This window comes from Mycolicibacter arupensis (assembly GCF_002086515.1).
GTDB classification, from domain to species: domain Bacteria; phylum Actinomycetota; class Actinomycetes; order Mycobacteriales; family Mycobacteriaceae; genus Mycobacterium; species Mycobacterium arupense.
On record NZ_MVHH01000001.1, the window covers coordinates 270,423 to 290,694 of the forward strand.

18 protein-coding genes are annotated in these 20,272 nt (G+C 68.2%); 13 read left to right on the plus strand and 5 right to left on the minus strand.

What is annotated here, in order from left to right; translation table 11 throughout:
* Positions 1–92 precede the first annotated feature (92 nt).
* Both satS and BST15_RS22330 read left to right on the plus strand, forming a co-directional pair.
* Positions 93–1,376 (plus strand): protein export chaperone SatS, encoded by a 1,284-nt coding sequence (gene satS, locus BST15_RS01275; protein WP_046686395.1) that lies wholly within the window; start codon positions 93–95, stop codon positions 1,374–1,376.
* Positions 1,377–1,588: 212 nt separating this feature from the next.
* Positions 1,589–2,185: an LGFP repeat-containing protein gene (locus BST15_RS22330; RefSeq protein WP_188108749.1), complete on the plus strand. Its 597-nt coding sequence runs from the start codon at positions 1,589–1,591 to the stop codon at positions 2,183–2,185.
* A gap of 67 nt (positions 2,186–2,252) precedes the next feature.
* Here BST15_RS22330 and BST15_RS01285 read toward each other — a convergent pair whose 3' ends face one another.
* From BST15_RS01285 to BST15_RS01295, 3 genes are read right to left on the minus strand one after another with little or no spacing between them, the layout of a single operon-like run.
* Positions 2,253–3,341, minus strand: coding sequence for an adenosine deaminase (locus tag BST15_RS01285; RefSeq protein WP_046190953.1), 1,089 nt, complete (start codon positions 3,339–3,341; stop codon positions 2,253–2,255).
* 7 nt (positions 3,342–3,348) lie between these two features.
* The gene (locus BST15_RS01290) at positions 3,349–4,662 is read right to left on the minus strand and encodes a thymidine phosphorylase (protein ID WP_046190952.1); all 1,314 of its coding nucleotides are present in this window, start codon (positions 4,660–4,662) and stop codon (positions 3,349–3,351) included.
* Positions 4,659–5,051, minus strand: a complete 393-nt coding sequence (locus BST15_RS01295) for a cytidine deaminase (RefSeq protein ID WP_046190951.1) — start codon at positions 5,049–5,051, stop codon at positions 4,659–4,661. Before BST15_RS01295 ends, BST15_RS01290 begins: the two co-directional genes overlap by 4 nt.
* A 241-nt stretch (positions 5,052–5,292) precedes the next feature.
* Between BST15_RS01295 and sdhC the strand changes: the two genes are divergently transcribed.
* Genes sdhC through BST15_RS01315 form a run of 4 tightly spaced genes read left to right on the plus strand, consistent with a single transcriptional unit; the run spans position 5,293 to position 8,846 of the window.
* On the plus strand, positions 5,293–5,724 hold the full coding sequence (sdhC, locus tag BST15_RS01300; protein ID WP_082104095.1) for a succinate dehydrogenase, cytochrome b556 subunit: 432 nt from the start codon (positions 5,293–5,295) through the stop codon (positions 5,722–5,724).
* On the plus strand, positions 5,721–6,188 hold the full coding sequence (locus tag BST15_RS01305) for a succinate dehydrogenase hydrophobic membrane anchor subunit (RefSeq protein WP_046190949.1): 468 nt from the start codon (positions 5,721–5,723) through the stop codon (positions 6,186–6,188). Before sdhC ends, BST15_RS01305 begins: the two co-directional genes overlap by 4 nt.
* A gap of 34 nt (positions 6,189–6,222) precedes the next feature.
* Entirely contained in the window at positions 6,223–7,977 is a 1,755-nt protein-coding gene (gene sdhA / locus BST15_RS01310; protein WP_046190948.1) for a succinate dehydrogenase flavoprotein subunit, read from the plus strand.
* Complete coding sequence (locus BST15_RS01315; protein ID WP_234708256.1) at positions 7,977–8,846, plus strand: succinate dehydrogenase iron-sulfur subunit; 870 nt, start codon at positions 7,977–7,979, stop codon at positions 8,844–8,846. The genes sdhA and BST15_RS01315 overlap by 1 nt, the downstream gene beginning before the upstream one ends.
* Positions 8,847–8,851: 5 nt before the next feature.
* Here BST15_RS01315 and car read toward each other — a convergent pair whose 3' ends face one another.
* The gene (gene car / locus BST15_RS01320) at positions 8,852–12,364 is read right to left on the minus strand and encodes a carboxylic acid reductase (RefSeq protein WP_046190947.1); all 3,513 of its coding nucleotides are present in this window, start codon (positions 12,362–12,364) and stop codon (positions 8,852–8,854) included.
* Positions 12,365–12,552: 188 nt separating this feature from the next.
* Here car and BST15_RS01325 point away from each other — a divergent pair, with 188 nt between their 5' ends.
* Both BST15_RS01325 and BST15_RS01330 read left to right on the plus strand, forming a co-directional pair.
* A complete protein-coding gene (locus tag BST15_RS01325) occupies positions 12,553–13,344 on the plus strand; it encodes a phosphatidylethanolamine N-methyltransferase family domain-containing protein (RefSeq protein ID WP_046190946.1) in 792 nt (263 codons plus the stop codon).
* Positions 13,345–13,467: 123 nt separating this feature from the next.
* Positions 13,468–14,043: a carboxymuconolactone decarboxylase family protein gene (locus BST15_RS01330; RefSeq protein WP_046189918.1), complete on the plus strand. Its 576-nt coding sequence runs from the start codon at positions 13,468–13,470 to the stop codon at positions 14,041–14,043.
* A gap of 5 nt (positions 14,044–14,048) precedes the next feature.
* On the opposite strand, the gene BST15_RS01335 is transcribed toward BST15_RS01330, so the two are convergent.
* On the minus strand, positions 14,049–14,948 hold the full coding sequence (locus tag BST15_RS01335) for a sigma-70 family RNA polymerase sigma factor (RefSeq protein ID WP_046189917.1): 900 nt from the start codon (positions 14,946–14,948) through the stop codon (positions 14,049–14,051).
* Between the two features lie 52 nt (positions 14,949–15,000).
* Between BST15_RS01335 and BST15_RS01340 the strand changes: the two genes are divergently transcribed.
* The 5 genes from BST15_RS01340 to nagA all read left to right on the plus strand — a co-directional run bounded on the left by BST15_RS01340 (position 15,001) and on the right by nagA (position 20,272).
* Entirely contained in the window at positions 15,001–15,993 is a 993-nt protein-coding gene (locus tag BST15_RS01340) for an SMP-30/gluconolactonase/LRE family protein (protein WP_046189916.1), read from the plus strand.
* Positions 15,994–16,074: 81 nt separating this feature from the next.
* Positions 16,075–17,307, plus strand: a complete 1,233-nt coding sequence (locus BST15_RS01345; protein ID WP_046189915.1) for a D-alanyl-D-alanine carboxypeptidase family protein — start codon at positions 16,075–16,077, stop codon at positions 17,305–17,307.
* Positions 17,304–17,696, plus strand: coding sequence for a DUF4345 domain-containing protein (locus tag BST15_RS21995; RefSeq protein ID WP_052734894.1), 393 nt, complete (start codon positions 17,304–17,306; stop codon positions 17,694–17,696). Before BST15_RS01345 ends, BST15_RS21995 begins: the two co-directional genes overlap by 4 nt.
* A gap of 45 nt (positions 17,697–17,741) precedes the next feature.
* The gene (locus BST15_RS01355) at positions 17,742–19,151 is read left to right on the plus strand and encodes a sugar porter family MFS transporter (RefSeq protein WP_409366534.1); all 1,410 of its coding nucleotides are present in this window, start codon (positions 17,742–17,744) and stop codon (positions 19,149–19,151) included.
* Entirely contained in the window at positions 19,148–20,272 is a 1,125-nt protein-coding gene (nagA, locus tag BST15_RS01360; RefSeq protein WP_046189913.1) for an N-acetylglucosamine-6-phosphate deacetylase, read from the plus strand. The genes BST15_RS01355 and nagA overlap by 4 nt, the downstream gene beginning before the upstream one ends.

The following is a 20,272-nucleotide window of genomic DNA, read 5'->3' on the forward strand; positions in this document are numbered from 1 at the left end:
CTGCGATGCGGTGGCGCCGCGCCGGTCCCGGTGCTGATCCCGGCGCAATCCCGGCTTCAGGGCCGCCAGCGTGCATCGTTATTGTTTGCGCCATGGCAGCTGACCTCGTACCGATCCGCCTCACGGTGACCGCCGGCGACCGCTACACCCTCTGGGCGCCGAGTTGGCGCGACTCCGGCGATGAGTGGCAGGCGTTTCTGGGCAGGGACGAAGACCTCTACGGCTTCGCCACCGTGGCGGACCTGGTGGCGTTCGTACGCGTCAACGCCAACAACGACCTGGTGGACCACCCGGGCTGGCCCCAACTCGTCCAGGCCAATGCCCACAAACTCGAACCGGCCATCGACGACGAGTACGACCTGATCGCGGTCGAGGAACTGCTGACCGAGAAGCCGACGGCACAGTCCGTTGCGGAAATTGCCGCCGCATTGGAGATCGTCTCGGCGATCGGTTCGGTGTGCGACCTGCCCGCGGTGACCAAGTTCTTCAACGGCAATCCCAACCTGGGATGGCTGGCCGGCGGCGTCGACAACTTCACCGGCCGGGCCGGCCGCAAGCGCTGGGATCTGATCGCCGAGGTCATCGGTCGCAACTGGGGCAATGCGCTCACCGCGGTCGAAGAGATCATCACGACGCCCGACGTCGACGCCGCCGCGGCGTCGCGGGCCGCCGAGGAGCTGGCCGCGGATGCTCCCGCCGAGCCGGAGCCGACTCCCGCGGAGACCGACGAAGCCGAGGACACCACCGGCACGGACGCCCAGGACGAGGAGGCGGCGGCGGTCAAGACCGGCGAGCGCGCCGCAGGCGACCGGGTGGTCCTCGGTGGTGACGAGGACTTCTGGACCAAGGTGGGCATTGACCCGATTCGGATCATCACCGACAACGGCACGTACTTCACGCTGCGTTGCTATCTCGGAGAGCAGCCGGTGTTCCTGGGCCGCAATGGCCGGATCAGCGTCTTCGGCTCCGAGCGCGCCCTGGCCCGGTATCTGGCCGACGAGCACGACCACGACTTGTCGGATCTGAGCACCTACGACGACATCCGGACCGCCGCCACCGACGGTTCCCTGTCGATCGACATCACCGAAGACAACGTCTACGTGCTGTCGGGAATGACCGACGACCTCACCGACGGGCCGGACGCGGTGGACCGCGAGCAGCTCGACCTGGCCGTCGAGTTTCTCCAGGATGTCGGCACCTACGCCGAGGACGGCGTGGTCGCTGAAACACTCAAGCCCGAGCGTCCGCTGGGCCGCATGGTCAGCTACGTGCTCGACCGGGAATCGGTGGGCGAGCCGCAGCGGCCATTCGCTCCGGCAGTCAAAGAATGGGAGCAGCTCGAACAATTCGTGCAGTCACGGCTGCGGCGCGAGTAGCTCTTTGCCGATCGCCACGTCACTTCGGTGAAGGTGGCGCCTGACGTCACGCAGCGCGACATGCCTCGTACTGCGGAAATTCATTTCGAATTGCGGCAATCATTTGCTCATTTCACTGTCGACTCGTGATATTCGCGACTAACATCTGGCCCGGTAACACTCGGGCCGAGCCGTGCGGTTTGCGGGGGCCTTCCAATTCGAAAGGACTACACATGCGCAAGGCAACGCAGCGGGCCGCAGCAGTATCCGCAGCAGTTTTGGGAGTCGCGCTGATCGGCACGGGTTGCAGCAGCAGCACCAAGGACAAGACCAACGAGGCCCTCAGCTCGGCCAGCTCGGCTGCATCCGCGGCAAGCTCGGCCGCGTCGTCGGCCGGCTCCGCGATCTCCTCTGCGGTCAGCTCCGTGGTCGGTGCCCCCGACGAGGACGGCGCCGGCAGCTCCACCGTGATCACCGGTGCCGACGGCAAGGAGTACACCGTTTCGGGGCCGATCCTGGCCAAGCTCGACTCGCTGGACGCGGCCGCCAAGCAGGACTTGGGTGAGCCCACCGGCGCCGAGCAGAAGAACCCCGACGGCGGCATCTACCAGCAGTTCGACGGTGGCGTGATCGTTCACACCACGCGTTCGTACGTGGTGTGGGGCAAGATCCGCGACAAGTGGAATGAGTTGGGCGGCTCGCAGGGCAAGCTCGGCTACCCGACCAGCGACGAGACCACCAACGCTGACGGGTCCAAGCAGACCACGTTCGAACACGGCATCATCACCTGGAAGACCGGTGACGCCGAGGCCACTGTCACCGAACACTGATCCGCGATCGAAGGCCGGGCAGTCGCCAGCGCGATTGCCCGGCCTTCGGCGTTGTTCCTGGATCGAATCAGTCGATCAACGCCGCGTATCGCGGCTTGATCACTTCCTCGATGATCGCGACCCGCTGGTCGAACGGGATGAATGCCGACTTCATCGCGTTCACCGTGAACCGTTGCAGATCGACCCAGCCGTAACCGAACGTCTCGGCCAACACCAGCATCTCCTTGCTCATGGTGGTGTCACTCATCAGCCGGTTGTCGGTATTGACCGTGACCCGAAGTCGAGCGCGGGCCAACAGGTCGAAGGGGTGTTCGGCGATGCTGCCGACCGCGCCGGTCTGCACGTTGGAACTCGGGCACAACTCCAGAGGGACCCGCTTGTCCCGGACGATCGCCGCCAGCCGGCCCAGCCGCACCGCGCCGGTGTCGTCGACGGTGATGTCGTCGGTGATCCGCACCCCGTGCCCCAGCCGGTCGGCACCACAGAACGCGATGGCTTCGTGGATCGACGGAAGGCCGAACGCCTCGCCGGCGTGGATGGTGAATCGGGCGTTGTGGTCACGCATGTACTCGAAGGCGTCCAGGTGCCGGGTCGGCGGGTGGCCGGCCTCGGCACCGGCGATGTCGAAGCCCACCACGCCCTTGTCCCGGAACCGGATGGCCAGCTCGGCGATCTCACGCGAGAGCGCCGCGTGACGCATCGCGGTGACCAGGCAGCGCACCGTGATCTCGCGGCCGGCCACCGCCGCGTCGCGCTCACCGTCGGCAAAACCCGCCAGCACCGCGTCGGTCACCTCATCGAAGGACAGCCCGCCCTCGATGTGCAGTTCCGGGGCAAAGCGCACCTCGGCATAGACCACCGCGTCGGCGACGAGGTCTTCGACGCATTCCCGGGCCACCCGGTAGAGGGCGTCGGCGGTCTGCATCACGGCCACGGTATGGCTGAACGGCTCCAGATAGCGCTCCAGTGAGCCGCTGTGGGAACGGGTCCGGAACCACAGCGCCAGCTCGTCGGGGTCGGTCGCCGGGAGGGCGTCGTAGCCGACCTGCCCGGCGATGTCGACGACGGTGGCCGGCCGCAGGCCACCGTCGAGGTGATCGTGCAGCAGCGCCTTGGGGACTCCCCGGATGGTCTCCAGGCTGACCGGTGTGCTCATGGCTTCATCATGGGGTGGCCTCGATGATCAGGGGACGCCGGAGCGGCGGCGTGTCGCCGAGACGCAGCACGCGATAGCCGCCGTCGAGCTCGCCGCACGCCGGTGCGAGCCGCTCGGGCGTGTCGGTATAGAGGGTGAACAGGGCCTGCCCGGCGGTCACCGGCTCGCCCGGCCGCCGGTGGATCCGCACCCCGGCCCCGTGCTGCACCCGCTCCCCCGGCGTCGACCGGCCCGCGCCCAGCCGCCACGCCGCCTGCGCTACCGCCATCGCATCGATGTCGCCCATGACGCCACCCCGATCGGCCGTCACGGTCTCCGTGCACGCCCCCAGCGGCAACGGCACGCTCAGGTCTCCGCCCTGGGCGGCGACCATGGCGGTGAAACGGTCCATGGCGGTGCCGTCACGCAGGCAGTGGGCCGGATCGGCGTCGTGGATGCCGGCCAGGTCCAGCATCTCCTGCGCCAGCCGCACCGTCAGCTCCACGACATCGTCAGACCCGCCCCCGGCCAGCACCTCCAGCGCCTCGGCGACCTCGAGGGCGTTGCCGACCGTGGCCCCCAGCGGCGAGCTCATGTCCGTGAGCAGCGCACGGGTCGGCACCCCGTATGCCGCGCCCAGGTCGACCATCCTGTCGGCCAAGGCCCGGGCCTGTTCAGCAGACTTCATGAAGGCACCGGAGCCGACCTTGACGTCGAGTACCAGCGCCGCGGCCCCTTCGGCCAGTTTCTTGCTCATCACCGAGCTGGCGATCAGCGGCAGCGACTCCACGGTGGCGGTGATGTCCCGCAGCGCGTAGAGCTTGGCGTCGGCCGGGGCCAGGGCGCCCGCGGCGAATACCGCCGCGCCCACCCCGACCAGCTGTTCACGCAGCCGGGCCGTCGACAGCGTCGCATCGAAACCCGCGATCGCCTCCAGTTTGTCCAGGGTGCCGCCGGTATGGCCCAGGCCGCGACCCGAGGCACTGGGCACCGCGGCACCGCAGGCGGCGACGACGGCGACCAAAGGCAAGGTGATCTTGTCCCCGACCCCACCGGTGGAGTGCTTGTCCACCGTTTTCAGGGGCAGGCCGTCGCGGCGCAGATCGGTGAAGTCCATCTGCTCGCCCGAAGCGATCATGGCTCGCGTCCACCGGGCGGTCTCCTGCTCGTCCATCCCACGCAGGTAGATCGCCATCAGCAGCGCCGACATCTGTTCTTCGGCCACCCACCCAGCGGTGTAGCCGTCGATCAGCCAGTCGATGCCGGCGTCGGGCAGCCGGTGGCCGTCGCGCTTGGTGGCGATCAGCGTCGGGGCATCGAAAGGTGCAACGGCGCTGGTCAAGGCAGCGCCTCGGGCCCGAAGGCGTCCGGGAGCAGCTCGGCCAACGTCCGGGCCCCGGCCGGGTGGTCGATGAGCAGCTGCGCGCCCCCGTGTTCGAGCAGCACCTGCCGGCACCGGCCGCACGGCATCAGCAGGTTCCCGTCGGCGTCACCGCAGGACAGCGCCACCAAACGTCCGCCACCGGCGGCGTAGAGCCCGCAGACCACCGCGCACTCGGCACAGAGACCCAGCCCATATGAGACATTTTCCACATTGCAGCCGGTGAACACCCGGCCGTCGTCAGTCAACCCGGCCGCACCCACCCGCAGGCCGGAGTACGGCGCGTAGGCATGAGCGGAAACGTTGATCACATTGCGCCGCAACATATCCCAGTCTATTTGGTGGGACATTCAACAGATCTCCCGTCGATGTGGGCGCGCCGCCTGACCCCATCAGCCCGTCGGCAACGAACACAAATCAGCGTAGCCGCAGGCCCTGGCTACTCGCCGGTAACTTTTACGTGGTCGTGGGCACCCTGTGGATGGGTTTAGAGTCCTTGCCGAGGTTATTGACAGCGATGGCGTTGCGGAGCGACCGTACGCACGGTATATCCGGGCACAGCGGGCCGCCGCAGAAAATTTGGAGGCGCTGATGACGGCGACATCCGCCGATTCGGCTACGCCGGGCACGCGGAAGGATCCGACCCGGCTCCGGCGGCAGAGTCTGTACAAGGGCGACCCGGGAATGTGGGCGTTCGCGCTGCACCGGATCACCGGGGCGACCATCTTTTTCTTCCTGTTCGTCCACGTCTTGGACACGGCCCTGGTGCGGGTGAGCCCGCAGGCCTACAACGAGGTGATCTCGACCTACAAGACCCCGCTCGTCGGCCTGATGGAGCTGGGGCTGGTGGCCGCGGTGCTGTTTCACGGCCTCAACGGCGTCCGGCTGATCCTGATCGACTTCTGGTGGCAGGGCACCCGCTGGCACCGCCAGATGCTGGTGGCCGTCGGCGCCATCTGGCTCGTGGTGATGGTCCCGGTGATGGTTCGGATCGGCATGCACATGGTGGAGCGGTTCCTATGAGCACAACTGAGGTACAGGGCAGCAGGGGCCCGATAGCCCCGATTCTCGGCCCGGACCGGGACCGTCCGGCCAGCCTCGGCGACCCCCGGTCGCCGCAGCGGCACAGCGGGATGGCCAACTTCGAGAAGTACACCTGGCTGTTCATGCGGTTCTCCGGTGCCGCATTGATCTTCCTGGTGCTGGGGCACCTCTTCGTCATGCTGATGTGGCAGGACGGGGTGTACCGCATCGACTTCAACTACGTGGCGGAGCGCTGGCACCATCCGTACTGGCAGATCTGGGACCTATGCCTGTTGTGGCTGGCCGAGCTGCACGGTGCCAACGGCTTGCGCACGATCATCGGCGACTACACCCGCAGCTCCCGCAGCCGGTTCTGGCTGATGGCGTTGTTGGCGGTGTCGGTGATATTCACGCTGATGCTGGGCAGCTACGTGCTGCTGAGTTTCGACGCGAACATTTCTTGACGGCAGATTTCGGTAGCGAACGGGTGATATCGCGGTGATTCAAGAACATCGATACGACGTGGTGATCGTCGGTGCCGGCGGCGCCGGGATGCGCGCGGCCGTCGAGGCGGCCCCCCGGGCCCGCACCGCGGTGCTGACCAAGCTCTACCCCACGCGCAGCCACACCGGCGCGGCCCAGGGCGGCATGTGCGCGGCCCTGGCCAACGTCGAGGACGACAACTGGGAGTGGCACGCCTTCGACACGGTCAAGGGCGGCGACTACCTGGCCGACCAGGACGCGGTCGAGATCATGGCCAAGGAGGCCATCGACGCGGTGCTGGACCTGGAGAACATGGGCATGCCGTTCTCCCGGACGCCGGAGGGCCGCATCGACCAGCGTCGATTCGGTGGGCACACCCGCGATCACGGCAAAGCCCCGGTGCGCCGCGCGTGTTACGCCGCCGACCGGACCGGCCACATGATCCTGCAGACCCTGTACCAAAACTGCGTCAAGCACGGCGTGGAGTTCTTCAACGAGTTCTACGCACTGGACCTGGTGCTCACCGAGACGCCCAGCGGCCCGGTGGCCACCGGCATCGTCGCCTATGAGCTGGCGACCGGTGACATCCATGTCTTCCACGCCAAGGCGATCGTGTTCGCCACCGGCGGCTCGGGCCGGATGTACAAGACGACCTCCAATGCGCACACCCTGACCGGTGACGGACTGGGCATCGTGTTCCGCAAGGGTCTGCCCCTGGAGGACATGGAGTTCCACCAGTTCCACCCGACCGGTCTGGCCGGCCTGGGCATCCTGATCTCCGAAGCCGTCCGCGGTGAGGGCGGCCGGCTGCTCAACGCCGACGGCGAGCGGTTCATGGAGCGCTACGCCCCGACGATCGTCGACCTGGCCCCACGCGACATCGTGGCCCGCTCGATGGTGCTGGAGGTCCTCGAGGGCCGCGGCGCCGGACCGAACAAGGACTACGTCTACATCGACGTGCGTCACCTGGGCGAAGAGGTTCTCGAGGAGAAGCTGCCGGACATCACCGAGTTCGCCCGCACCTACCTGGGTGTGGACCCGGTCAAGGAACTGGTGCCGGTCTACCCGACCTGCCACTACGTGATGGGCGGGATCCCGACCACCAATACCGGTCAGGTGCTGCGCGACAACACCAACACGGTGCCGGGTCTGTACGCCGCCGGCGAATGCGCCTGCGTGTCGGTGCACGGCGCCAACCGGCTCGGTACCAACTCCCTGCTGGACATCAACGTGTTCGGCCGGCGCGCGGGTATCGCCGCCGCGGAGTACGCCAATGCCCACGAGTTCGTCGAGCTGCCGGAGAACCCCGCCGACATGGTGGTGGGCTGGGTGTCCGACATCCTCTCCGATCACGGCAACGAGCGCGTCGCCGACATCCGTGGTGCGTTGCAGCAGTCCATGGACAACAACGCCGCGGTGTTCCGCACCGAAAAGACCCTCAAGCAGGCGTTGACCGACATCCACGCGCTCAAGGAGCGCTACGCCCGGATCACCGTGCACGACAAGGGCAAGCGCTTCAACTCCGACCTGTTGGAAGCGATCGAGCTGGGCTTCCTGCTGGAGCTGGCCGAGGTCACCGTGCTGGGCGCGTTGAACCGCCAGGAATCGCGCGGCGGGCACGCCCGCGAGGACTACCCCAACCGTGACGACGTCAACTACATGCGCCACACCATGGCCTACAAAGAAGGCTCCGACCTGATCGCCGACATCCGGCTGGACTACAAGCCGGTGGTGCAGACCCGCTACGAACCGAAGGAACGGAAGTACTGATGTCCTCCTCAGCTGACTCCGGTTGCTGCTCGTCCGAGGGCGGATGCTGCTCACCAGGGCCGTCGAGTCCGGCACCGGCGGCGCTGGTCGACACTGCCCCGGCCGGTGACCCGCCACTGCCCGCGGTCCCCGAGGGCGCGCAGATGGTCACTCTCAAGATCGCCCGGTACAACCCGGAGAACCCCGACGCCTACGCCGCCACCGATGGCTGGCAGAGCTTCCGGGTTCCCGCACTGCCCACCGACCGGCTGCTCAACCTGCTGATCTACGTCAAGAGCTACCTGGATGGCAGCCTGACCTTCCGCCGGTCCTGCGCGCACGGCGTGTGCGGTTCGGACGGGGTTCGGGTCAACGGCAACAACAAGCTGGCCTGCAAGCTGCTGATGCGCGACATCCTGCCCAAGAAGCCGGGCAAGGAGCTGACGCTGACCATCGAGCCGCTGCGTGGGCTTCCGGTGGAAAAAGACCTCGTGGTCAACATGGAACCGTTCATGGATGCCTACAAGGCGGTCAAGCCGTACCTGATCACCTCCGGTAACCACCCCACCCGCGAGCACATCCAGAGCCAGACCGACCGGCACCGCTACGACGACACCACCAAGTGCATCCTGTGCGCCATCTGCACCACGAGTTGCCCGGTGTACTGGAGCGAGGGCGCCTACTTCGGGCCGGCCGCGATCGTCAACGCTCACCGGTTCATCTTCGACAGCCGCGACGAGGCCGCCGCCGAGCGCCTGGACATCCTCAACGAGGTCGACGGGGTGTGGCGTTGCCGCACCACGTTCAACTGCACGGATGCCTGCCCGCGCGGCATCGAGATCACCAAGGCGATCCAGGAGGTCAAGCGGGCGCTGATGTTCGCCCGCTGACCAGATCAGCCGAGCAGCCCCAACAGGCGCAGATCGCTGAGATATTTGCCGATGATCGGCGCCGAGATGTGCGGAATATCTTGGTCGGGGCCGATTTTCGCCGCCTGGACTGCTGCCCGGAACCGGGTGGCCGGCACCACAGATCCCGCGATGGGCGTGCGCGGGCGCCGATAGTTGCCCAGTAGCGGCAGCAGCGAGTGCTGGCGCAGCCGATCCGGCAGTGCCCGCAACGCAGTCTCGAAACGCTGCAGCCAGATCGCATAGTCGTCGATGCGCCGAATCGCCGGGTCGGCCGCGATCAGCCAGTCGGCGAACTCGTCGAGCCCGATGCCGTCGTCGTAGGGGTTGGCCACGTGGAAGGTCCGGTGGCCGGCGTCGCATTTCTCGCCCAGCGTCGACACCGCGTCGGCCACGAACCCCACCGGCAGGCCGTCGTAGTGCGCACGCTGCCGGTCACCGTCCGGGCCCCGTTCATAGAAGGAGCCGGGCACGATTCCGGTGAGTGCAAGGCTCAGGATCAGCCGGGTGAAGTTGTCCGGCAGGTTCAGCTGACCGGCGTAGGTGGTGTCGGCCAGGATCATGTCGCAACGGAACACCGTGATCGGCAGTCCGCACAGATCGTTGGCCTGCCGCAGCAGCACTTCACTGGCCCACTTGCTGTTGGCGTATCCGTTGGCGTGACCCTCGCCCAGCTGACGGCTCGGGCTGATGGCGCGGATGTCGGCATCCTCGGTGAACATCGCCGGCGGTATCTGGTCCCCGACCGCCACCGTCGACAGATAGACGTACGGCTTGAGCCGTCCGGTGATCGCGACCCGCAGGAGTTCGGCCGTGCCACGCACGTTGGGCACGAACAACTGTCGGTACGGGAGCATGTGGTTGACCAGCGCGGCCGGGTCGATGATCAGGTCGACGGTGTCGGCCAGGCGCTGCCAGGTCCTGGCGTCGACGCCGAGGCCCGGTTCACCCTTGTCGCCGGCGATCACTTCCAGATGCTCGGCGGCCAGCCGCTGATAGTGGGCCAGCAGGCCGGCGTCGCCGCTGTCGAAGACCTGGTCCAGCCGGGCACGGCCCTCAGCTGCGTCGCCGGCGCGCACCAGGCAGATCAGTGTGCCGCCGATCGGCGCCAACCTCTCCAGCCACTGCAGCACCAGATATCGGCCCAAAAAGCCGGTGGCGCCGGTCAAGAGCACGGTACGCACCTGCTCGGCCGGGCGCGGCAGGGTCGGCGCCGCCGCCAGGGTGTCGGCATCGAGGAACTTGTCCAACGCCAGATCGGCGGCGTGCAGTTCGGTGGCGTCGGGGCCGTGTACGCCGGCGTAACTGGCGTGCTGGGAGCCGGATTCGCGTTGCGCCTCGACGTAGCCGGCGATGGTGCGCAGATCGCTGGTCGGTCCGACGATGACACCGACCGGCACTTCGACCTTCACGATCTCGTGCAGCAGGTTGGACAACGTCAGCGCCGACAGTGAATCGCCGCCCAGGTCGGCGAAACGCGCCTCTGCGGACAACTCGGCGGCGCTTACCCCGAGCAACGCCGCGGCAGCCCGGATGACGGTCTCCTGCACCGACCGGTCGGAGGCCCCCTCGCGCAGCGCCTGCAGTTCGCGCGCCTGCCGCGCGGACACGTCGTCGTAGAGCCGTTCGAGCCGCTCGCCGTAGTGCTCTTTGAGCTTGGGCCGCGCCGGCTTACCCACCGCCGTCAGCAACCCGTTCTGCGCCGTGAACGGTTCTGTCTCGATGAGGAAGTCGCGTGGGACCTCATAGGACTGCAGCCCGGCGCGTTTCACAGTGTCCTGCAACGACTGCCGGATCAGCGATTCCAGCGTCCGCTCGTCGTGGGCGGCCAACGCTTCCTCGGCGGGAACCACGACCGCCACCAGATAGGAGCGGGCACTGTTGCCGTAGACGTAGATCTGGTGGATCAGCGGGCTGTCGGCGAACACCCCCTCCACCTTGGAGACGGTGACGAATTCGCCCTGCGACAGCTTGAGCACGTCGTTGCGTCGGTCGACGAAGGTGAACTCGCCGGGCGCCACTTCGGCCAGGATGTCGCCGGTCAGGTAGTAGCCGTCAGGGTCGAAGGCCTCGGCGGTCTTGTCCGGCCGCTTGTAGTACCCGGAGAACTGGCTGCTGGACTTGACCGCGAATTCGCCCCGAGGGTGCGGCCGGTCGGTGCGAAAGTAGCCCAGTTCTGGCACGTCGACGAGTTTGTAGTCGGTCACCGGCGGGCACTGCACCCGGCCGTCGACCATCAGCAAGACCGACTCGGTCGACCCGTAGGTCTCGGTCAGATGGATGGCGGTGAAGGCTTCCACCCAGGCCTTCAGTTCCGCCGAGATCGGTGCCGAGCCCGTCGACGCCACCACGTAGCGGGCACCGAGCAGGTCGCGGCGCTGCTGGGCCATCACCTGCTCTTGGACCGCCGCGCGCTCAGCTTCGTCGGTCACGCGCTGTGACACGGCGCGGCCGAACTCCTCGGACAGCATGTCCCAGACCCGGGGCACGAAGTTCAGTTGAGTGGGCCGCACCAGAGCCAGGTCGTCGAGAAAGGTGGAGAAATCGCGGGAGCTGACGAAATACGCTGTGCCGCCTGCGCCCAGCGTGCCGTAGAGCATCGAACGTCCCACCACGTGGCTCATCGGACGGAAGTTGAGCGTGATGCTCGGCAGGTCGTGGCGCAGTCCGGCCGGTGCGATGCCCCGCCAGGCCAGGGTCACCAACTGTTCGGAACACATGACGCCCTTGGGAGCCCCGGTACTCCCGGAGGTGTAGAGCACCGCGACCATCGGGTTGTCGGCCGGCGCATCGACTCTCGGTGTGGGCCGGTCTTTTCCGCGGTCCATCACCTGCGCCAAAGTCTCCACCACGGCCGCGCTGCCCGCCTGGGTCAAGCGTTGGCGCGCCGCGGCGATCGCGTCCCGGTGATCGTCGATCTGCGCGAGGTAGTCGAAGACGACGAGCCGCCGCAGTGCCGATGCGGTGGCGGCCACCTCCACCGCCTTGGGCAGGTCTTCTACGCTGACCGCCAGCACGGTCGGTTCGGTCTCGGCGATGATGTGCTGCAGTCCGGCGGCGGCCGTCGTGTACTGAACCGGCACCGCCACCGCGCCCAGCTGGACCAGTGCCAGGTCAACGATGGTGTAGTCCACGCTGGTAAAGCCGAGTACGGCGACCAGGTCCCCCGGCTGCACCGGGTCACCGGCCAGGCCTCCGGCCACCGCGTCCACACGCTTGGCCATCTCGCGGTAACTGATGGTCGTCATGCCGGGTTGAGCCTGCGCCGACGTGCGACCGGTCGAGGGGTCGGTGACCAGCCGGTAGTCGCGCTGCCCCAGCGCTGGGCGCTCGGCGTAGCCCTCGCAGACGGTGCGCACCAGCTCCGGCAACCTCAGTCCGGGACGGTCTATCTGGGCTCTGACCACGTCGCTGGGCCGGGCCGCGGCGAATTGCGGATCGGTGGCGTACAACTCGCTGATACGACGTGCCATCCACTCCGGTTGAGCAGCAGTCGCCATACGTCGTCACCCCTGAATCTGTCGGAAAAACCAAGCGGCCGTTGCCACCTCGACGAAGGGGGCAGACTACCGTCAACCCCGCCCGCCGGCAGGGCATCTCACACCGGACCGAGATTCGGTGCACGCGCCCGCCTCTTCGGGTTCCCCGCCCACCGCAGCGCCACACCGGCCGTGATAGACCACTAGGCATGCACTGGTACACCGGAAACACCGTCTATGACTCCGTCCTGACCGCTGCGTTTGCCTTCGCGGCCTTCGTGATCATCGGTGGTTTCTTCGGGCAGAGTTCCTACGGCCGGTTCTCCACGACCAAGCTCGGGCTGAACCTCAACCCGAAGTTCGGGTGGTGGTTGATGGAAATCCCGGCCACCGTGGTGTTTCTGGCCGCCTATCTGAGCGGGCCGGCCCGCTTCGAGCCCACCTCACTGGTGTTGGCCGGGATCTGGGCGCTGCACTACGCCAACCGCGGGTGGTTCTTCCCGCTGGCGATCCGGCAGGTACCGGGTAAGCGCAGTACCTTCAACATCTCGGTGGTGGTGATGGGCATGCTCGTCACGTCCATGCACGGGTTCCTCAACGGCGCACTGTTCAGCCACAACTACTTCGGTCGATACGGATCCGAGTGGCTGACCGACCCGCGATTCCTGGTGGGCCTGGTGATCTACCTGTGCGGCTTCGCACTGCTGGTCAACTCCGAGTCGATCGTGCGCAACCTGCGTGAGAAGAACAACCCCGGTGGCGCCGAATACCGGATCCCGTTCGGCGGCGGATTCCGGTTCGTCACCAGCCCGGCCTACCTGGGCGAGATGATCGCCTGGACCGGATTCGCGATCCTGACCTGGGCGCTGCCCGGCGTCGCCATCCTGCTGATCACCGCCGGCAACCTGATCCCCCGCGCCCTGGGCACCCACAAGTGGTACCAGGAGAAGTTCGTCGACTACCCGACCGACCGCAAGGCACTGGTCCCCTTTCTGATCTGAGGCCCGTCCTGACGTTCGCCGAGCGTGAAGCCACCTTCACGTTCGCCCGCCGAGCGTGAAGGTGGCTTCACGCTCGGCGGAGGGGTGCTGTCACACTTCGGCGGGCCGGCTCGTCTGACGGGTATGACTACCAAACCTCGAATCGAACCGCTGTCCCCCCGCAAGGCCAACCCGCTGGTGCGCGCGATGTACCGCTGCACCAAACGGCGCTTCGGAGAGGTACCGGAGCCCTTCAGCGTGATCGCACACCACCCTCGGCTGCTGCTGGCCAACGCCGTCCACGAGGGCATGCTGCAGTCCGCGTCGCGCACACTGCCCGCCACGGTGCGCGAACTGGCTGTGTTCTGGACCGCCCGTACCGTCGGCTGCTCGTGGTGTGTCGACTTCGGAACCATGCTGACCCGGCTGGAAGGGCTGGACATCGATCGGCTCAGGGACATCGACGACTACGCGAGCTCTCCGCTGTACAGCGGGGACGAGCGGGCCGCGATCGCCTACGCCGATGCGATCACCACCGACCCGCACACCGTCACCGACGACCAGGTTGCCGATCTGCGGCGCCGCTTCGGTGACGCCGGCGTCCTAGAGCTGACCTACCAGATCGGGATCGAGAACATGCGGGCCCGCATGTACTGCGCGCTGGGTATCACCGAGCAGGGCTTCAGCTCCGGGGATGCCTGCCGGGTGCCGTGGGCCTGAAGCGGTCACCGATGACGCAGTGGTGAGGCGCTGAACTTGTCGGGGTTGGCGATATCCCAGATCGCCACCACTCGTCCGTCTCGCACCGTCATCGCGGTGACGCGGGGCATCAGTTCGGCAAAGCCGTCGGTCTCGGGCGCACCCGGCGTATAGGCACCGAGTTCGCCGTTGACCAGGGCTAGCTGGTTGGCGCTGAGCAGCGTCGGGCCGTAACGGCGCGCCAGGCCAAGCAGGAATCGGGCCACGTTCTCGGGGCCGCGGATGACCCGCGCCGCAGTCGGGGCGCGGCGATTGGCATCGCCGGTGAACGTCACCTCGGGGTGCAGCACTGCCACCACGGCGGCCAGGTCCCCGGTGGCCATCGCGGCCATCAGCGCGCCGACCGCCTCGTCATGGCGCGGGTCGGGGGCCAGCGGCGGATCGGCTTGGACGGCCTTGCGGGCCCGCGATGCCAGTTGACGGGCCGCGGCTTCACTGGTGCCCAGTACGGCGGCCACCTCGCCGAACGGCATCGCGAAGCCGTCGTGCAGCACAAAGGCCACCCGCTGGTCGGGGGTCAGCCGCTCCAGCACCACCATCGCCGCGAACCGCGCCTCTTCACCGGCCACCACGGCCGACAGCGGATCGGAGTCTCCGACACCGGTGACCACGGGCTCGGGCAGCCACTGTCCGAAGTAGGACTCGCGGCGTCGTGGCGCAGAGCGCAGCCGGTCGAGACCCAGGCGGCTCACCACCGTGGTTAACCAGGCCCGCGGGTCGACGATCGTGTCTGGCTCGACGGCCTCAAAACGTAGCCAGGCATCCTGCACGATGTCCTCGGCGTCGGCGAATACGCCGGTGAGCCGGTAGGCCACCGCCAGCAGGTGCGGCCGCAGCGCCTCGAAGTCCTGCACCGACGCCGTCATCGCCACCAGCCTAGGCCTGCGCGCAAGGCGCTCGGTCCGACACAATGCAACAGTGCCCAAGCCGCCGATCGACCCCGTCCGCTGGCAGCCCCCGGGATCGCGGCCGCTGCCCCCGCCCGATCCCACGCCGGCACTGACGATCGTCGAGATTCCCGGCACCGCAGCCGAAGATGTCGTCGTGGCGGCCGACGGCACCATCTGGACGGGGGTCGAGGACGGCCGGATCATCTCCGTCGATCCGGCAGGCGGTGCGCCACGGGTGATCACCGACACCGGTGGGCGTCCGCTGGGCTTGGCCTTCACCCGCGACCACCGACTGCTCATCTGCGACAGCCATCGCGGTCTGCTGCGGTATGACCCCGGCACCGGCCAGATGGAGACCCTGGTGAGCGAGGTGGCCGGCAAACCGCTGACCTTCTGCTCCAACGCGGTCGAATCCAGCGACGGGACAATCTATTTCACCGAGTCCACCAATCGTTTCCACTACGAGCACTACAAGGGTTCGGTGATCGAGGCGCGCGGCAGTGGATCCTTGCTGCGCCGCGATCCCGACGGCTCGGTGAGCGTGTTGGCCGCGGGCCTGCACTTCGCCAACGGCGTGACACTGACCGCCGACGAGTCGGCGGTGGTGTTCGCCGAGAGCACCGGGCGGCGACTGTCCACCTACTGGCTCAGCGGGCCGCGCCGCGGTTCGATCACCCCACTGGTCGAGGAGTTGCCCGGCCATCCCGACAACATCTCCACCGGGCGCGACGGCCGGATCTGGGTGGCGATGGTCTCCGATCGCAATGCCCTGTCGGACTGGCTGAGTCCGCGCGCGCCGGTGCTGCGCCGGCTGCTGTGGCGGCTGACGCCGTATCGCTGGCTGCCCGACCCCGCCCCGGTGGTGTGGGTGGTCGCCTTCGATCCCGAGGACGGGCGGGTGCTCACCCAGTTCCGTGCCGAACACCGTGACTTCGGTCTGGTGACCGGTGTGGTGGAGGCCGACGGCCGGTTGTGGATGGGCCGGATCGCCGGGCCTGGGCTGGCGTATTTCCGGCTCTAGCCCCGGGCAGTAACTTCCGTCCCACCAGCCACAGCGTGGCTCCCCTATTTCACCGTGCCCGTGACTTACCCTGCACACACGATGACTTCTCTGCGTTCACTGTCTGCCCTGGTGGCGGCCGGTTTTCTGGTCGCCGCTCCGCTGGCCGCCCCTGCCGCCTGGGCGGACCCCACGCCGGGCCGGGGCGCAGGCACGGTCGGCTGCCCCTATCAGGTCAGCACCCCGCCCGCCGTCGACACCTCCGAGGTGCCCCAGGCCGGCGATCCCCCGCTGCCGCTGCCGGTCCCGGCCACCCCGGTCGGCGGCGAGGCCCTGGCCGGCTGCGGGATCGTGACCGCGCCCGACACCCCTCCCGTGCCGACGGAAGTCTCGGCCGAATCATGGCTGGTGGCCGATATGGACACCGGCGCGGTGATCGCCGCCCGCGATCCGCACGGCCGGCACCGACCGGCCAGCGTGATCAAGGTGCTGACCGCGATGGCATCGCTCAACGAACTGGACCCCCAGGCGGTCGTCGTCGGTACGCAGGACGACGCCAACGCCGAGGGAACCCGGGTCGGTGTGGGCCCCGGCGGACATTTCACCGTCAACCAGTTGCTGCACGGCCTGCTGATGGGATCGGGCAACGACGCCGCCCACGCGCTGGCCATGCAACTCGGCGGCTGGGATGTCGCGCTGCACAAGATCAACACCCTGGCCGCTCGACTCGGCGGCCGCGACACCCGCGCCGCCACTCCCTCCGGGCTCGACGGCCCAGGCATGAGCACCTCGGCCTACGACATCGGGCTGTTCTACCGCTACGCCTGGAACAACCCGGCATTCGCCAACATCGTCGCGACCCGCACCTTCGACTTCCCCGGCTACGGCGACACACCCGGATACGAGCTCGAGAACGACAACCAACTGCTCTACAACTACCCGGGCGCACTCGGCGGTAAGACCGGCTACACCGACGATGCCGGGCAGACGTTCGTCGGCGCGGCAACCCGCGACGGGCGCCGCCTGGTCGCGGTGCTCCTGCGCGGCACTCGCCAACCCATCCCCCCGTGGCAGCAGGCCGCCCAGCTGCTCGACTATGGATTCTCCGTCCCGCCTGGCACCCGGGTGGGCACGCTCATCGAACCGGACCCCTCGCTGGTGGCACCCCGCGCCCTGGCCGATGCCCCCAGCCCGCAGGCCATGATGCTGACGCCGTCGGACGACACCGTGCCGGTCCGGGTCGGGGTGGCTATCTTCGGGACGATCGTGGTGTTCGGGCTCATCATGGGAGCCCGGGCGGTGAACCGCCGCCCCGGACGGAGTTCGGCCTGGTGATCAAGGCGCTGCGCGCATTCGGCTGGCTCACCGGGCTGCTGTTGATCGGGCTCGGAATCAGCCGGATGGCGTTCTCGCTGGACTCCATTCCCGACGGCCAGGCCGTCAACGCCACGGTGGACAGCGAGACCCGCGCGGCCGGGGCACTGCTCATCGGCTTCGGCGTCGGCTACCTCGAGGCGTTTCGGCGCTCGCCCATCCCCGCCGGAGCAGTGCGCCTGCTGGCCGCCACCATGGCGCTGCTCGGGGTGTCGCGGCTGATGTCCATGGCCGACGTCGGTATGCCGCATCCGGCCTTCACCGCGGCGTGTGCCGTTGAATTCCTTGCTGCGGCGCTGACCTACTGGTATGCCACCCTGGCCGACCGGCACGACGCGGACGTTCGGTAGCCAACCGCATCCCCTACCGTGAGCCAGATGGGCCGTATCGGGGAACTGCGCCGCTCCTCGCCGTTGGCGCTGCTGGTGGGCCTGGCCGCCGCCAGCGTCGGGGTCATCTATGGCTACGACCTGTCCAATATCGCCGGCGCCCTGCTGTTCATCGAGCGGGAATTCGGGCTGTCGTCCGCGCAGCAGGAGATGATCGCCACCGCCACGGTGATCGGCGAGATCGGCGGCGCGCTGGCCGGCGGCTGGCTGGCCAACGCGATCGGCCGCAAACGTTCGATGGTCGCAGTGACCCTGGGCTACGCGGTTTTCGCGTTGCTGGGGGCGGCCGCCACCTCGGTGTCGACGTTGACCCTGGCGCGGCTGCTGCTGGGCATCACCATCGGAGTGTCCGTGGTGGTGGTCCCGGTGTTCGTGGCCGAGTCCGCGCCAGCCCACGCCCGCGGTGCGCTGCTGGTCACCTACGGGGTGGCCACCGTGATCGGGATCATCGCCGGTTATGTGATCGCCTATCTGTTGGCCGGTGCCGGCAACTGGCGGGCGATGCTGGGACTGGCCGCCGTCCCCGCGGTAGTGGTGACGTGGGTGTTGGCCCGCATCCCCGACACCGCCCGCTGGTACCTGCTCAAGGGCCGAGTCGACGAGGCGCAACGCACCCTGCGGCGCATCGAACCCGGCGCCGACGCCCAGCGGGAGCTGGCCGCGATCGGCGCCACCCTGGCCGAGGAGCAGGCCGGCGGGCTGGGCGTGCTGCGCGAGATGCTGCGGCGGCCCTATCTGCGGGCGACGGTGTTCGTGGTGACGCTGGGGTTCTTCATCCAGATCACCGGGATCAACGCGATCGTGTATTACAGCCCCCGGCTGTTCGAGAAGATGGGCTTCCACGGCGATTTCGCGCTGCTGATTCTGCCGGCGTTGGTGCAGGTCGCCGCCCTGGCGGCCATGATCGTCTCCCTGGTGCTGATCGACCGGGTGGGCCGGCGGCCGATCCTGCTCTCGGGTATCGCCGCGATGGTCACCGCCAACCTGCTTCTGGTCGCCGTCTTCGCCGCCGGCGAGGCCTTCGGTGGAGCGCTGGCAGCGGTGAAGTTCGGCGGGGTGCTGCTGTTCACCGTCGGCTACACGTTCGGCTTCGGCTCCCTGGTGTGGGTGTACGCCGGGGAGAGCCTGCCGGCCCGGATGCGGTCGCTGGGCTCCTCGGCGATGCTGACGTCAGACCTGGTGGGCAATGCGATCGTGGCCGCGGTCTTTTTGACCATGCTCACCGCACTGGGCGGCGCCGGGACTTTCGCGGTCTTCGGGGCGCTGGCGATGCTCAGCCTGGCGTTTGTGTATCGCTACGCCCCGGAGACCAAAGGCCGCCAGTTGGAAGACATCCGGTACTTCTGGGAGAACGACGGTCGCTGGCCCGCCCAGGAGGCCGGGGCCACGACCGCGGATCTGGAGGCGCCGGCATGACCGTCATCGCCGCGGGCACCGTCGTGCTCGACGGTCGGGTACACCGGCCGGGCTGGCTTGCGGTGACCGATGGGCGGATCAGCGACTGCGGCTCCGGGGCGCCTCCGGTATCCGCAGACGCCGCCTTCGCAGACGCCGTGGTGGTGCCGGGCTTCGTCGACATGCATGTGCACGGCGGCAACGGCGCCTCCTACCCCGATGATCCGGAGCGGGCGGCGGCCCTGCATGCCGCGCACGGCACCACCGGCGGGCTGGCGAGCCTGGTGACCGCTTCGCCCGAGGAGCTCGTGGCGCAGGTGCGCAACCTGGCCGCGGCGACTCGGCGCGCTGTGGTGGACGGCATCCACCTGGAGGGGCCGTGGTTGAGCACGGCGCATTGCGGGGCTCACGACCGCGGCCAGTTGCGCGCCCCCGAGGCTGCGGAGGTCGATGCCCTGCTGTCGGCCGGCGGCGGCGCGATCCGGATGGCCACCCTGGCGCCGGAACTGCCCGGCGCCATTGCGGCCGTCCGGCGGCTGGTCGACGCGGGAGTTGTTGTGGCCGTAGGGCATACCGACGCCGATTATGACCAGACGCAGGCCGCCGTCGATGCCGGCGCGACGGTGGGGACGCACCTGTTCAACGCGATGCGTGCGTTGCATCATCGAGATCCTGGACCGGTCCCGGCACTGCTGGAGGACCCCCGGGTGACCGTGGAGCTGATCGCCGATGGAGTGCACCTGCACCCGGGCGTCATCCGCCATGTGGTGACCACCGTGGGACCCGACCGGGTGGCGCTGGTGACCGACGCGATGGCCGCAGCCGGAGTCGGTGACGGCGCCTTCGCACTCGGTGGGCTCGATGTCGACGTCGACGGCGGAGTGGCCCGGCTGCGCGGCACCGCGACCATCGCCGGCAGCACCGCCACCATGGACCGGCTGTTCGCCACCGCGGTGCGACTGCTCGGTGCCGACGATGCGGCCCTGACCGCCGCTGTGCGCATGACCTCCTCCACCCCGGCGCGCGCCCTGGGATTGCATCGGTCCGGCGTCCTGGCGACCGGACGTGACGCCGACCTGGTTGTGCTGGATCGGGATTGGCGGGTCACGCGGGTCATGCGGCGCGGCAGCTGGCTCCGATAG

Bases quoted from the DNA above. Each gene is read 5' to 3' on its own strand.
- satS (WP_046686395.1), top strand. From the start codon at position 93: ATGGCAGCTGACCTCGTACCGATCCGCCTCACGGTGACCGCCGGCGAC.
- BST15_RS22330 (WP_188108749.1), top strand. From the start codon at position 1,589: ATGCGCAAGGCAACGCAGCGGGCCGCAGCAGTATCCGCAGCAGTTTTG.
- BST15_RS01285 (WP_046190953.1), bottom strand. From the start codon at position 3,341: ATGAGCACACCGGTCAGCCTGGAGACCATCCGGGGAGTCCCCAAGGCG.
- BST15_RS01295 (WP_046190951.1), bottom strand. From the start codon at position 5,051: ATGTCCCACCAAATAGACTGGGATATGTTGCGGCGCAATGTGATCAAC.
- sdhC (WP_082104095.1), top strand. From the start codon at position 5,293: ATGACGGCGACATCCGCCGATTCGGCTACGCCGGGCACGCGGAAGGAT.
- BST15_RS01305 (WP_046190949.1), top strand. From the start codon at position 5,721: ATGAGCACAACTGAGGTACAGGGCAGCAGGGGCCCGATAGCCCCGATT.
- BST15_RS01315 (WP_234708256.1), top strand. From the start codon at position 7,977: ATGTCCTCCTCAGCTGACTCCGGTTGCTGCTCGTCCGAGGGCGGATGC.
- car (WP_046190947.1), bottom strand. From the start codon at position 12,364: ATGGCGACTGCTGCTCAACCGGAGTGGATGGCACGTCGTATCAGCGAG.
- BST15_RS01325 (WP_046190946.1), top strand. From the start codon at position 12,553: ATGCACTGGTACACCGGAAACACCGTCTATGACTCCGTCCTGACCGCT.
- BST15_RS01330 (WP_046189918.1), top strand. From the start codon at position 13,468: ATGACTACCAAACCTCGAATCGAACCGCTGTCCCCCCGCAAGGCCAAC.
- BST15_RS01335 (WP_046189917.1), bottom strand. From the start codon at position 14,948: ATGACGGCGTCGGTGCAGGACTTCGAGGCGCTGCGGCCGCACCTGCTG.
- BST15_RS01345 (WP_046189915.1), top strand. From the start codon at position 16,075: ATGACTTCTCTGCGTTCACTGTCTGCCCTGGTGGCGGCCGGTTTTCTG.
- nagA (WP_046189913.1), top strand. From the start codon at position 19,148: ATGACCGTCATCGCCGCGGGCACCGTCGTGCTCGACGGTCGGGTACAC.